The sequence below is a fragment of the uncultured Hymenobacter sp. genome (assembly GCF_964243305.1).
Classification (GTDB): domain Bacteria; phylum Bacteroidota; class Bacteroidia; order Cytophagales; family Hymenobacteraceae; genus Hymenobacter.
Genome location: NZ_CAXTEF010000063.1, coordinates 1 through 12,460, shown reverse-complemented (window position 1 = coordinate 12,460; position 12,460 = coordinate 1). Strand labels below are relative to the sequence as shown.

Sequence of the window (12,460 nt, the reverse complement as noted above, 5' to 3'; positions counted from 1 at the left end):
TGAAAAGCTACGACCTGGAAGTGGGCCAGATTATTCTCAAGCCCGATTTGGCCCAGAACGAGGTGTTGCAGCAGCTGGTGGGGGGTAGGGAAATCAAGCCCGGCGCCCCCATCGCCAAGGGCACCAAGGTTGATTTGGTGGTGGCCGATGGGCAGGGCAACCAGGAGTTTCCGGTGCCCAACGTGGTGAACATGCCCGAGGACGAGGCCACCACGCTGCTCGCTGGCCAGGGGCTGCAAGTAGGCGAAATCTTCAAGCAGGCGCCCGAGGAAGGCCAGACCACCGGCACCGTGGTGCGGCAGCGGCCGGTGGCCGCGCCGGGCACCACCATTCGCACCGGCCAGCTGGTGGATTTGTGGGTGGCGGAGTAAGCCCAGCCCCACCCCCCGGCCCCCTCCCCTGCGGGGGAGGGGGAGCCACAGCGGCCGTCAGAATTTTAAAAATATGTTTTTTATGTTCAACATCTAGTCAACAGTTTGCTCCGCCGTGGCTCCCCCTCCCCCGCAGGGGAGGGGGCCGGGGGGTGGGGCTGCACTTTTCCCTTTCGCATGAGCGCCTTTTTCCGCACCGGCCGGCTTCTTTTCCTACCCCTGCTGCTGGCCCCCACCCTGGCACAAGCCCAGCTGGTAAGCGGCGCGCTGCCCGCCGACCCGGCCCGCGCCGGCCTGCGCCCCGCACCTGTGGCCGGCGCGGCGCGGCGCGGCACGGCCACGATAAGTTTGCCTTTTTTCGATGACTTCACGACGCCCCGCGAGGGCCGGCCCAGCCCGCTGCGCTGGCTGGCCACGGGCGGCGCCTACGTCAGCAACCGGCTAGCGGTGGCCCCGCCCAGCCGGGGCGCGGCCACCCTTGACGGTCTGAAGGCCAACGGCTTGGGCTACACGCCGGGCAGCAATGCGTTCGGCGCGCTCGATACGCTCACCTCGCAGCCGATAGACTTGAGCGCGCTCAGCCCGGCCAGCAGCGTGCGCCTGAGCTATGCCTGGCAGGCCGGCACGGTGGGCGACGGCGCCCGGCGCAGCGGCGGCAGCACGCCGGTGCTGCTGGAAACGGACTTCTGGGACGGCACGCGCTGGACCACGGTGCGCACTGAAACCAGCACCGGCACGGTGAATAGCTTCCGGCAGGTCATTCTACCCGTGGACCAGGCGGCGTACTTCCGGCCCGACTTCCAGTTTCGCTTCCGCGCCACCGGCAACGGCGCCGATGGCCGCGACGCCTGGAGCGTGGACTACGTGCTGCTCGACCAAAACCGCCCGGCCAATGACACGACCTTCCGCGACATCGCTATCAGCCGCGGCCTGAGCAGCCCGCTGCGGCGCTACGCGGCCATGCCGGTCTGGCAATTTAATGCGGCCCCTACCCCCCTCGACGAGCTGAACCCGGAGCTGAGCCTGACCATCAATAGCCTGGCGCTGCCCAACACCACCCCTACCCCCATCACCTGGCAGGGCACGGTGCGCGAGGTGGGCGGCGCGGAACTGGGCTCCTGGACGGACCCGGCCCGCAACTCGCGCTCTATCACGGCCGGGGTGCGACAGGACGTGATTACGGGCAATGCCCGCCTGGCCCCGGTGCCCATCACGCCTACCCAAAAGACGCTGCGCTATGAGCTGACCTTGCTCACCAACGAACTGAATCCCCGGCTGAACAGCCAGCCCAACGACTCTATCAGCCGCGACGTGGACCTGCGCAACTACTACGCCTACGACGACGGCACGGCCGAGGGTATCCTGGCCTTGCCGGCGGTCAGCACCGGCCCGGCCTCGTATCTGGCGTATCGCATCGACCTCAACCAGCGCGACCAGGTGCGCGGCCTGCGCCTTTACCCCGTGTTCGTGGATGCCGCGCCGCGCTCGGTGAGCGTGGCCATCTGGGATAATGTGGACAATGAGCCCGACTCCGTGACCGCGCCCCGCGCCCTCGCCACGCGGACGCTGACCCCGGAGCTAACCCGCGACCAGGCGTATGTAGATATATTTTTTGAGCGACCCGTGGAAGTAACCGGCTCGTTCTGGATTGGCTACGGCCAGCCCTCGCAGGGCCGGTTTCTGCACTACGGCGAAGACCTGAACTCCGCGGTGCCGGCTAACTACCTGTTTCAGAATACGCAGGGCGACTGGCAGGCGGCCATTGGCAACCGCGGCGCCCCCATGCTGCGCCCGCTGATGACCAACTTCGTGCTCACCGCCAGCACCCCGGCCGTTGATAAGATAGCACTGCGGCTTTATCCTAATCCAAGCCCGGCCCGCGGACCGGTGCGCGTGGCCGGCGCCAGCTTCCGCCGCGCCGCGCTCCTCAACGCGCTGGGCCAAACCGTGTGGCAGCAGCCCGCTGCCGAAGCCGGCCGGCCATTGCTTTCCCTACCCCCCACCCTCGCGCCGGGCCTCTATCTGGTGCGCTTCACCCTGGCCGATGGCGGTACGGCCGTGCGCCGGCTGGTGGTGGAGTAGGCATCGGTGCAAGAATCTGTAATTCAGTCTTAACCGGATTTTCTCTATGTTTATGCCTTATGCAACCCGTTTTCAAGACCACGAATCCGGCTGAGATAGAAGCCCGGCAGCGCCACTACTGGTGGAGCAAAACGCCGCAGGAGCGGCTAGCCGCCGCTCAGGAGCTGATTCGCCGAGGCCGGCTGCTCTACGCTGCTAATTCTATAAACCCGCCCTTATCTTCTGCCGATGGAGCCCGAGTACTTAAAGCTGCTGCGCCTATTCGAAGAGGAGGGCGTTGAGTACCTCATCATCGGAGGGTTTGCCGTTATCGCGCACGGCTACCCTCGCTTTACCAACGATTTGGATTTGTTAATCCGGGCAACTCTCGAAAATGGCCAGCGCGCCGTGCGCGCACTGGAGCGTTTTGGTTACGCAGCCGGCGAATTTGAGCCCCAGGATTTCACTCAGATTCCAGCCTTCATGTCGTTTGCAGCGGGCAACGGCTGGCTGGATTTAATGACCGCAGTGCCCGGTATCGACTTCGCTGCCTCCGCCGCGACTGGCACGGTGATGACGATGGAAGGCGTACCCCTTAAGTTCGTTGATTTGGCTTCTTTACGCCGTAATAAACAAGCCACCGGCCGGCTCAAAGACCTGCTGGATTTAGAAAACCTGCCCCCCGCTTAGCTCACAGTCCCCTACCCCCCCTCATTTTCTCAGCCATGCCCGACATCACTTCCCAAGAACTCAAGCAGCGCCAGCAAGCCGGCGAAACCCCGCATATCATCGACGTGCGCGAAACCTGGGAGGTCGAGGAAAGCCGCATCCCCGGCTCCCAGAACATTCCTTTGAACGACTTGCCCGGCAAGCTCGACGAGCTGGAAGAGCTGAAGGACCAGGAAGTTATTGTGCACTGCAAGGGCGGCGGGCGCTCGGCCTCGGCCAAGGCGTTTCTGACCCAGCAAGGCTTCACCAACGTGCGCAATCTGCTGGGCGGCATCGCTTCATTTAACAGTTAATAGTGAGCCGTTAACGAACTGTGTAACTGTGTGATGTCGCAAATTGCCCGACTTATGCTGGGAGGCTGTCTGCTCATTGTTAACTGCTAACTGCTAACTATTAACTGAAATGACCTCCAGCTGGCCGCTGCTGCGGTAGCGCACGTGCCCGTCTTCCAGCAACGTGCGCACGGCTTCGGTCACGGCGGGCGCCTCGCGGGGCGGAAACTGGGTGAGCAGCTCGCGCGGCGTCTGCGGCGCCGTGCCGAGCAGCTGAAGCAGGCGCGGGCGCAACGCAGCGTTTTCGGCGGGCGGCTGGGCCTGCTTTTTCTCCGCTAAGCAGCTGTCGCACACGCCGCACTTAGCAGCATCGGGCTCATCGAAATACGCCAGCAAAAGCTGTTGGCGGCAGCGCGGGCTGGCCGAGTAGCCCAGCACGGCCTCGGTTTTATGGCGGGCCAGCTCCTGGGCGGCGAGCAGGCGCTTTTGCTCCAACGGCAGCTTGGGCGCGTCGAAGCGGGGCGTGGTGAACAGGGCCTGCGGCGCGTCGGATTTGGGCTGATAGTGCAGGATGCCGGCGCCGTGCAGGTAGCGCAGCTGCTTTTGCACTTCCTGCGTGCTCAGGCGCAAGGCCCGCGCGATGGCACTTTCCGAAATCGGCTGAAAGCCGGCAAACAGCTCGCCGCCGTGCAGGCGCAAGAGCGTGCGAATCAGCAGGTCGTGGGTCGCATTCGCCACCTGGAAGTGGTACAAGTCCTGGTGCGAGCTGATGATGTGGGCCCGCGCCGGCTGGTGCACGGCCTCATTGAGCTGAATAAAGCCCTCGCGCGCCAGCAGCTTAAGCGCGTTATGCGCCTCGACGGCCCGGATGCGGTAGGTTTCGGCAAAGAGCTGGATATCAAACTCAAACGCGACCAGCTCGCCGCCGCCCACGGCCGTGCGGGTGTAATTGGCCAGCGCCTGGTATACGCGCCGCACCGTGTCGAGCGCCGGAAACGCCTGCCGGGTGCGGCGGCGCAGCTCATCGGCGTCGTTGGGCGCGCTGAGCAGCACGGCAAAGGCATACAGATTGTCGCGGCCGGCGCGGCCGGCCTCCTGGTAATAAGCTTCGAGCGAATCGGGCGCGTCGAGGTGCACCACGAGGCGCACGTCGGGCTTGTCGATGCCCATGCCAAAGGCGTTGGTGGCCACGATGAGCCGGGTTTTATCCGCCACCCAGTCCTGCTGCACCTTGGCACGCGTGTCGGGCGGCAGGCCGGCGTGGTAGGCTGCCGCGCTCAGGCCCTGCTGCTGCAAGTAGGCGGCCGTATCCTCGGTCTGGCGGCGGGTGCGGGCGTAGATGATGCCGCATTTCGTATTCCCTACCCCCCTCACCACTTCCAGAAGCCGGCGCAGCTTATCCTCCGTAGGCAGCACGGAGTACGAGAGCTTGGGCCGGGCAAAGCTCTGCCGAAAAACCGCGTGGCCCGGCCGAAACGCCAGCTTCTCGACGATGTCGGCCTGCACCTGGGCGGTGGCCGTGGCCGTGAGGGCAATGACCGGCGTGTTGGGCGGGAGCAAGGCCCGCAGCTCCACGATGCGCAGGTAGGGCGGCCGAAAATCATAGCCCCACTGCGAGAGGCAGTGCGCCTCATCGACGGCTAGCAGGCTCACATTCATCTTCGCCACGCGCACCCGAAACAGGTCCGTGAGCAGCCGCTCGGGCGAGACGTAGAGAAACTTCACTGGCCCGTACACGCAGTTGTCCAGCGCCTGGTCAATCTCCTGGTGGCTCAGGCCCGCGTATATCGCCTCGGCCTTCACGCCGCGCTGGCGCAGGTTTGCGACCTGGTCGCGCATGAGCGCAATCAGCGGCGAGACCACCACGCACAGCCCCGGCCGGGCCAGCGCCGGCACCTGAAAGCAAATGCTTTTGCCGCCACCGGTGGGCAGCAGGGCCAGCGCATCGTGGCCCGCCAGCACGTGCCGGATAATCTCCTCCTGGCCGGGCCGAAACGCCGCGTGCCCCCAGGTCTGCCGCAGCAGGGGCAGCAGCTCATCGTCGGAGGGAGGGGGTAGGGCGGCGGGCATGGGAGCAAATTTAGGCGGTTTGAGGGTCGCCCCTTTGCCGCAACCCCATCCCCTAGCCCCTTCCCCGATGGGGAAGGGGAACTAGCTTTTAGCTCTAGTTCTATTCTCTAAATCCCAGAAACGAGATTCAACTTCAAAAACTAGAGCTAGCGGCTAGTCCCCCTTCCCCATCGGGGAAGGGGCTAGGGGATGGGGTTGCGGCAAAGGGGCGACCTCACAAAAAAGCCCGGCCCCCATAATGGGAACCGGGCTGAAAAGCAAAACGAAATCTAACGCTTAAGCAGCTACTGCCTGCCCGTTTTCGCGCTCATCAATGGCCGAGCGTAGCTTGGCGATGGCGGCCGTGGCACGCTCCTCATCGAGGCGGTTGATGTTGAGCAGCATCTTGGTCTTCTCCTGGCGGGTGATGACCGGATGGTTGAGCAGGCGGATAATCTCCTCCTTCTGCGAAGCCGTGGCGTACACCACCGGCGCAACGGCGGCCTCCGCAACTACCGCAGCAGCGGGCTGGTCGGCGGGCAGCGCCTTCATAACGGGCTGCTGTGCAGCAGCAGGCGCTTGCTGAGCCACGGCCGGCGCGGCGGCAGGAGTAGCAGCAGTCGTGGCCACGTTGGTGTTATAGTCCATCTCCTCGGCGGGCGTAGGCTCGTAGCCGGCGGCGCGGATAATCCAGGCCAGGCAGTTGCGGTACGCCTTGCCGATAGCGCGGGTCTGGGCCATGCTCATAATGGCAAACTCCTGGTAAAACTTCTTGCCCGACTCCTTATTGGAGCAGACGGCGAAGCCGGCGCCAACGGTGTGCTGCGAGCGCAGGTCGAAGAGCGTCACCTTGGCCTGGTACTTCATCTCCGTGTCGGTGCTCACGTTAATCACGTGGTCAACGATGGGCACGATGCCCAGACGCGAGCCGGCATACTGCCAGCCCTCCACGTTGACGAACTCCTTGCCCTGCACGTTGGTGGTGAGCTTGTTGTCCTTGATGAACTTGGCGAGGTCCTTCGCCAAATCCAGGGTTTCGTCCGAGCGCGAGATGTCGTAGCTCTCAACGCGGACTTTCTTGGTAACTTCCTTGGTGGTTTTAGGGGCCTCGTTCATGGTACTTTGCATGTATGTTATGTGTCCAACTGCTGTTCGGATGCATAACTTACACCAGGCGCAAAACGTGCGATTCCGAGCGGATTTTCAGGCAAATTTCCGTGCTCACTATCAACTACTTACGAATTTATTTTCCGAGTCGGAAACTAACTTAATTGGGTATGATTGACTAAATGTATGAGCCATGAGGTAAAGCAGCCTTTCTTTCCCATTATCAGCCGCTTCCGGCCGACCTGAAGCGCCTGAAAATCAGCGCTGCTACGTCCGCGGCATAGCGTCCCCGGCGGAGCAGCTTAGCGCGTCAGAAGGGGGGTAGGGAAACAAGCGAGCCCCAGCGGGGCGGCACCCGACGCTAGCTAACGCCAGGTGCCGCCCCGCTGGGGCTCGCTTGTTCAAGGGTAGGGCTTTTCTACCGATATGTCGCCTCGCTGGGGCTGACTGCCTTACTGCTCATTCTCCATTGCTCATTGCTCATTGCAGACTACTCCATAATGTGGCCGTCGCGCATCACGATTTTGCGGTCGGCCATGTCGGCGAGGCCGTCATTGTGGGTGACGATGACGAAGGTCTGGCCCAGCTCCTTGCGCAAGAGAAAGAAAATCTGGTGCAGCTCCGAGGCGTTCTGGGTGTCGAGGTTGCCGCTGGGCTCGTCGGCGAAGATGATTTCGGGCGAGTTGATGAGCGCCCGCGCCACGCTCACGCGCTGCTGCTCGCCGCCGCTCATCTCGCTGGGCTTGTGGTCGGCACGGCCTTCGAGGTTGAGCATGGCCAGCAGCTCGCGGGCCCGCACGCGCACTTCTTTCTCGGTGCGGCCGGCCAGGTAAGCGGGCAGGCACACGTTTTCGAGGGCCGTGAACTCGGGCAGCAGATTGTGAAACTGAAAGATGAAGCCGATGTGGCGGTTGCGAAACCGCGCCAGCGCCGTGCGCCCCAGGCTGCTCACCGACTCGCCATCAAACAAAACCTCGCCCGAATCCGGATTATCCAAGGTGCCCAGAATGTGCAGCAAGGTACTTTTGCCCGCTCCCGAGGAGCCCACGATGCTCACGATTTCCGACCGCTCAATGGTGAGGTCGATGCCCTTGAGCACTTCCAGCGACTGGTAGGCTTTGCGGAGGTTGATGGCTTGCAGCAAGGGGTAGGCGGCGGTTACTTTATGAACAGCGGGACAGACAAAGCTACGGAAAAGGCGGGGCAGCGCCCGGCCAAGAACTACCGCGGCGGCCGTTTGCTTCAGCGTTTAATTCAGTCGCGGCTGCGGTAACTAAACGGCCCGCTGGTTCGCTAAGCAAACCAGCGGGCCGTTCTAAGCCGGGGCTACCGGCTCCGGGCGCTGAAGGCAGCCGAGCAATAGGCTTCCGCCTACCTTACTGCCTGGCGAAGCGCAGGCGGCTGGTAGCGCCCGCGTGGCGCAGTTCCAGCAGGTAGAGGCCGGCTTTGAGCCCCGCCACCGAAATGGTCTGGCCCTGATACGCCGCACGGGCTACTTCGCGGCCAGCTACGTCCCGAATACGAACCTCGCCGCCCACGAACGACTCCGCGCCTTCGAGCGTGAGCTGCTCCTCGGCCGGGTTGGGATAAAGCGATACACCAGCCGCGGCGGGCGCCGCGGTGGCCGTAGCCAAAGTTCCGCGGTTCGCCGCGCCCTGGTCGCTGAACCACCAGCGCTGATTCGCGCCACCGCCCCAGGTCCACTGCTGCACGGCGGCGCCGTCGGCCGTCGAGTTGTTCTGCACGTCGAGCACCTTGCCGCTGTATTTGCTCACGATGCGGTAAGTGCCGTCGCCATTGCCCACAATCTGCCAATATTGGCTGTCCTGACTAAACCAGTCCCACTGATGCGTCAGCGCGCCGTCGGTGGTCGAGGGCCCGGCAATGTCCAGGGACTTGTTGCTGTTGCTGTTCACGATGCGCACGTAGCCGCCGCCGACATCCACCAGCTTCCACTTTTGGCTGGCCGCACCGGCCCAGGTCCACTGCTGCACGCGGGCGCCGTTGGCGGTCGAGTTGGCCGAGACTTCCAGCGCCTTGCCCCCGTTTTTAGAGCTGATTTCGTAGATACGGCCTACCGCCGGGCCGCCCGAAGTGCTGGCCGTGCCGTTGTAGTTGCCGCCCCCAGGGTAGTTCACGAGGCCGTTCTGGTTGGGCGATACGGCGCCAACGGTGGTGTTAGGGATGCAGTTGACAAACTGAATATTGGTCAGCACTTGGTTCAGGCCGGCGGGGCCGTCCACGACGTAGGGCGGGTTGATGTGCATAAAGGCCGGGTTGTTGCGGTCCTCGAAGCGCTTGTAAGTCCAGTGGCACCAGCCGATGCCCACGGAGTTAAGGTTTTTGGCGGCTTCCTTCATCCAGGCGTCGGAGTTTTCGCCGGTCTCGCCCACCCAGATGGGCACGTTGTGCGTCGAGCGGAAGTTGCGCAGGTTGCCGATAAAGCGCAGGTCGTTGGCGCCGCCACCGGTCGAGTTCACGCCGTTGTCCATCAGATAGCCGGTGCCGCTGTAGCGGTGCGAGTTATACACCAGGTTGGCCCGGTTGGGAAAGGTGTAGGGCTCCATATAGTTGAAGTCGTTGCCCCAGCCGTTGCCTTCGAGCAGCAGCAGGTGGTTGTCGCCCTGCCCCCGAATTGTGGTAATGAGGCGCTGAAGCACATCGTGAATCTGCGGATTGCTCGGCGCGTTATTGGGCTCGTTGATGAGGTCGTACATGGCCACGCGGGCGTCGTTCTTGTAGCGGTTCGAGACGAAGCTCCACAGCCGGTTGAGTACGTCCTGGTTGATGGCGCGGGCCCAGAGGTCGTTGGCCCGGATTTGGTCGGCGATGTTGGCGTCGGTGCCCTGCGAGCCGGGCACGGCGTGCATGTCCAGCACCACGTACAGGTTGTTGGCCTGGGCCCAGGCCAGCGTGTTGTCAATCATGCGCACGGCCTCCATGCTGGCCGGGTCGGTGAAGAGCTGATTGGCGTTGTACCAGCTCGTGAGCTGACTTACGTAGGAATCATAAGAGACCGTGCCGCGCATAACGCTGTTGCGCACCGCCCGCTGGCCGGGCGTCAGAAACAGCTCGTAGTGCAGCGGCAACCGAATGCAGTTGAAGCCCTTCGAGGCGATATAGTCGATGTCGGGCTTGGTAATAAAGTTGTTGCGGTAGTTCTGGTAGAATGTTTCCACGGCCGCGTCGCTCATGCCGGCGTTGTAGAGCGTCTTCTTGACCATGCCCTGGGTCTGCTTGCCGTCGAGGCCGGGCCAGCCGACTTTCATCATGTAGCCTTCCTGCACGGCCCAGTTGCCCAGGTTCATGCCGTTGAGAATCACTTCCTGGCCGCTGGCGTTCACAATGCGGGGGCCGTCGGCGCGCAAAAAGCTCTGCGCGAAAGCACCATTGGCAAAGCTCATCAAGGCTAGAAACAGCCCCAGCAGCCGCCGGGTGCGGGCAGCGCGGCCACCTGAGACGGCGGCAAAACAAACGAGAGTAGAGTTAAGCATGGGGTGGGTGTGGGGGGGGTAGGGATGGATAAATGGTCCGGCTTTGAGTAAGCGGCGGCCGCGCGGCCGGATACGCGCGCGGGCAGATTAAGTAGTGAAACAACAAAGGCGGCCCAGCAACCAGCCTGGTCCGCCCTGACTGAGCTTTTCCGCTACTTTTTTGGCTCTTACGGGGAGCCTAAATATAGCTGCATAAAATACGAAAGCGTGCCGGCGGCGGGCGGCGGCTGGCCGGCGCAGCAGCGGCTTTGGTCGGGCCAGAAGCGGCTTCGCCTTGAAACCTGACAAAGGACTAATACTGCCTTACCTTCGCCCCCGAAACTCCCTACCCCCCTCTCCCTTATGAACATTCACGAGTATCAAGGCAAGGAAATCCTGAAAAAATACGGCGTGCGCGTGCAGGAAGGCATTGTGGCCGACACGCCCGAAGAGGCCGTGGCTGCCGCCGAGAAGCTGACCGCCGACACCGGCACCTCCTGGCACGTCATCAAGGCCCAGATTCATGCCGGCGGGCGCGGCAAAGGGGGCGGCGTCAAGCTGGCCAAAAACCTGGACCAGGTGCGCGAAATCGCCGGCAACATCATCGGGATGCAGCTCGTGACCAAGCAGACCGGCCCCGAGGGCCGCAAGGTGCACAAGGTGCTCGTGGCCCAGGACGTGTATTACCCCGGCGCCTCTGAGCCCAAGGAATACTACATGAGCGTGCTGCTCGACCGCGCGACCGGCAAGAACGTCATTATCTACACCACCGAGGGCGGCATGGATATCGAGGAGGTGGCCGAGGCCACGCCCGAAAAGCTGCACCGCGAGCACGTGGACCCCAGCGTGGGCTTGCAGGGCTTTCAGGCCCGCAAAATCGCCTTCAACCTGGGCCTGACCGGCGAGGCGCAGAAGGAAATGGTGAAGTTCGTGACGGCCCTCTACAAGGCCTACGACGAGACTGACTCGGCCATGTTCGAGATAAATCCGGTGCTGAAAACGTCGGATAATAAAATTATGGCCGTCGATGCCAAGGTGACGCTGGACGACAACGCCCTGTTCCGCCACCCCGATTTCGTGGCTCTGCGCGACACCAACGAGGAAGACCCGCTCGAAGTCGAAGCCTCGGCCTCGAACCTGAACTACGTCAAGCTCGACGGCAACGTGGGCTGCATGGTCAACGGCGCGGGCCTCGCAATGGCCACGATGGACATCATCAAGCTCTCGGGCGGCGAGCCCGCCAACTTCCTCGACGTGGGTGGCGGGGCCAATGCGCAGACTGTTGAGGCTGGCTTTCGCATCATTCTGAAAGACCCCAACGTCAAGGCCATCCTGATTAACATCTTCGGCGGCATCGTACGCTGCGACCGGGTGGCGACGGGCGTGGTGGAGGCCTACAAGAAAATTGGCGACATCCGCGTACCCATCATCGTGCGCCTGCAAGGAACCAACGCCGAAGAAGGCGCCCGCATCATCGATGAAAGCGGCCTGCAAGTGAGGTCGGCCGTGCTGCTCAAGGATGCGGCGGCACGGGTGAAGGAAGTGCTGGCGGCTTAATAGCAAGTTGAAAGTTGCGCGTAAAAAGCTAAAATCCCTACCCCTCTCATCCGGCTTCAAGCCAAGCGAGGGGGGTAGGGATTTTAGCTTTTTACGCGCAACTTTTAACTGAAAGCTAAGCGGCTGACTAGCCGGCGGCGTTGGCCGTTTCCTGCACGCCGCCTTTTTCAGCCACCCCCTGGTTCTCATTGGCGTCCACCGGAATAGCCTCGCCCTGCACGCGCAACTCGACTTCCATGTTGCCGCGGGTGCCGACCGAGTACGGGCAGATTTTGTGGGCCGCGCGCACCATCTCGATGGTTTTGTCGCGGTCGAAGGCCTTCAAATCCACGTCCAGCACGGTGCTCAGGCCGTAGCCTTCGCCCTCCTGAAACAGCGTCACTTCGCACTTCACGGTCGTTTCGGGGTCGAGCTTGTCGCCGGCGCGCTGGGCAATGACGAGCAGCGCCTGCTGAAAGCACGACGAGTAGCCGGCCGCGAACAGCTCTTCGGGGTTGGTAGCGCCTTTTTTGCCGCCCAGGCCCTCGGGTACGCTCATGTCGAGGTCGATGATACCGGTGGCGGAGCGCACGTGGCCGCTACGGCCACCGACGGCCGACGCGTCGGCCGTATAGAGATTCTTTTTCATCAGGTGAGTTGGTAAGTGGGATTGTTGGGCTAAACTGATTTCGGCCCTTTTGGGTTACTGCCCGACTGGGCTCAGGCGCCGAAAACGCCTTTTGTTTGGCAGCACCGGGTTTTGTCCGTACTTTTGCCCGCCCTACCCCGGTCGCGTCGTACAACGGATAGTATGAGAGTTTCCGAAGCTCTTGATCTAGGTTCGATTCCTAGCGCGACCACT

General features: G+C 62.8%; 10 protein-coding genes and 1 tRNA gene. 6 read left to right on the top strand and 5 right to left on the bottom strand.

Annotation, left to right across the window (positions count from 1 at the left end; all coding sequences use genetic code 11):
- From ACFE70_RS19620 to ACFE70_RS19605, 4 genes are all read left to right on the top strand, one after another.
- A partial coding sequence (locus tag ACFE70_RS19620) for a PASTA domain-containing protein (protein WP_375419482.1) occupies positions 1-371 on the top strand: 371 nt, incomplete at its 5' end.
- A gap of 177 nt (positions 372-548) precedes the next feature.
- Positions 549-2,453 carry a T9SS type A sorting domain-containing protein gene (locus ACFE70_RS19615; protein WP_375419481.1) on the top strand — a complete coding sequence of 635 codons (1,905 nt, stop codon included), beginning with the start codon at positions 549-551 and terminating at the stop codon, positions 2,451-2,453.
- Between the two features lie 228 nt (positions 2,454-2,681).
- Positions 2,682-3,122, top strand: coding sequence for a hypothetical protein (locus ACFE70_RS19610; protein WP_375419480.1), 441 nt, complete (start codon positions 2,682-2,684; stop codon positions 3,120-3,122).
- Positions 3,123-3,157: 35 nt separating this feature from the next.
- On the top strand, positions 3,158-3,454 hold the full coding sequence (locus ACFE70_RS19605) for a rhodanese-like domain-containing protein (RefSeq protein ID WP_375419479.1): 297 nt from the start codon (positions 3,158-3,160) through the stop codon (positions 3,452-3,454).
- A 93-nt stretch (positions 3,455-3,547) separates the two neighbouring features.
- On the opposite strand, the gene ACFE70_RS19600 is transcribed toward ACFE70_RS19605, so the two are convergent.
- The 4 genes from ACFE70_RS19600 to ACFE70_RS19585 all read right to left on the bottom strand — a co-directional run bounded on the left by ACFE70_RS19600 (position 3,548) and on the right by ACFE70_RS19585 (position 10,083).
- The gene (locus tag ACFE70_RS19600; protein ID WP_375419478.1) at positions 3,548-5,503 is read right to left on the bottom strand and encodes an ATP-dependent DNA helicase RecQ; all 1,956 of its coding nucleotides are present in this window, start codon (positions 5,501-5,503) and stop codon (positions 3,548-3,550) included.
- Positions 5,504-5,779: 276 nt separating this feature from the next.
- Positions 5,780-6,598: a hypothetical protein gene (locus ACFE70_RS19595; protein ID WP_375419477.1), complete on the bottom strand. Its 819-nt coding sequence runs from the start codon at positions 6,596-6,598 to the stop codon at positions 5,780-5,782.
- Positions 6,599-7,079: 481 nt separating this feature from the next.
- Positions 7,080-7,733: an ABC transporter ATP-binding protein gene (locus ACFE70_RS19590; RefSeq protein WP_375419476.1), complete on the bottom strand. Its 654-nt coding sequence runs from the start codon at positions 7,731-7,733 to the stop codon at positions 7,080-7,082.
- A gap of 232 nt (positions 7,734-7,965) precedes the next feature.
- The gene (locus ACFE70_RS19585; protein ID WP_375419475.1) at positions 7,966-10,083 is read right to left on the bottom strand and encodes an RICIN domain-containing protein; all 2,118 of its coding nucleotides are present in this window, start codon (positions 10,081-10,083) and stop codon (positions 7,966-7,968) included.
- A 342-nt stretch (positions 10,084-10,425) separates the two neighbouring features.
- On the opposite strand from ACFE70_RS19585, the gene sucC reads away from it, so the two are divergent.
- Positions 10,426-11,619, top strand: a complete 1,194-nt coding sequence (gene sucC / locus ACFE70_RS19580) for an ADP-forming succinate--CoA ligase subunit beta (RefSeq protein ID WP_375419474.1) — start codon at positions 10,426-10,428, stop codon at positions 11,617-11,619.
- 127 nt (positions 11,620-11,746) lie between these two features.
- Here the strand turns inward: sucC and ACFE70_RS19575 are convergent, their stop codons facing one another.
- Positions 11,747-12,247 (bottom strand): organic hydroperoxide resistance protein, encoded by a 501-nt coding sequence (locus tag ACFE70_RS19575; RefSeq protein ID WP_375419473.1) that lies wholly within the window; start codon positions 12,245-12,247, stop codon positions 11,747-11,749.
- Between the two features lie 139 nt (positions 12,248-12,386).
- Here ACFE70_RS19575 and ACFE70_RS19570 point away from each other — a divergent pair.
- Positions 12,387-12,458 (top strand) — tRNA-Arg (locus ACFE70_RS19570).
- Positions 12,459-12,460: the final 2 nt, after the last annotated feature.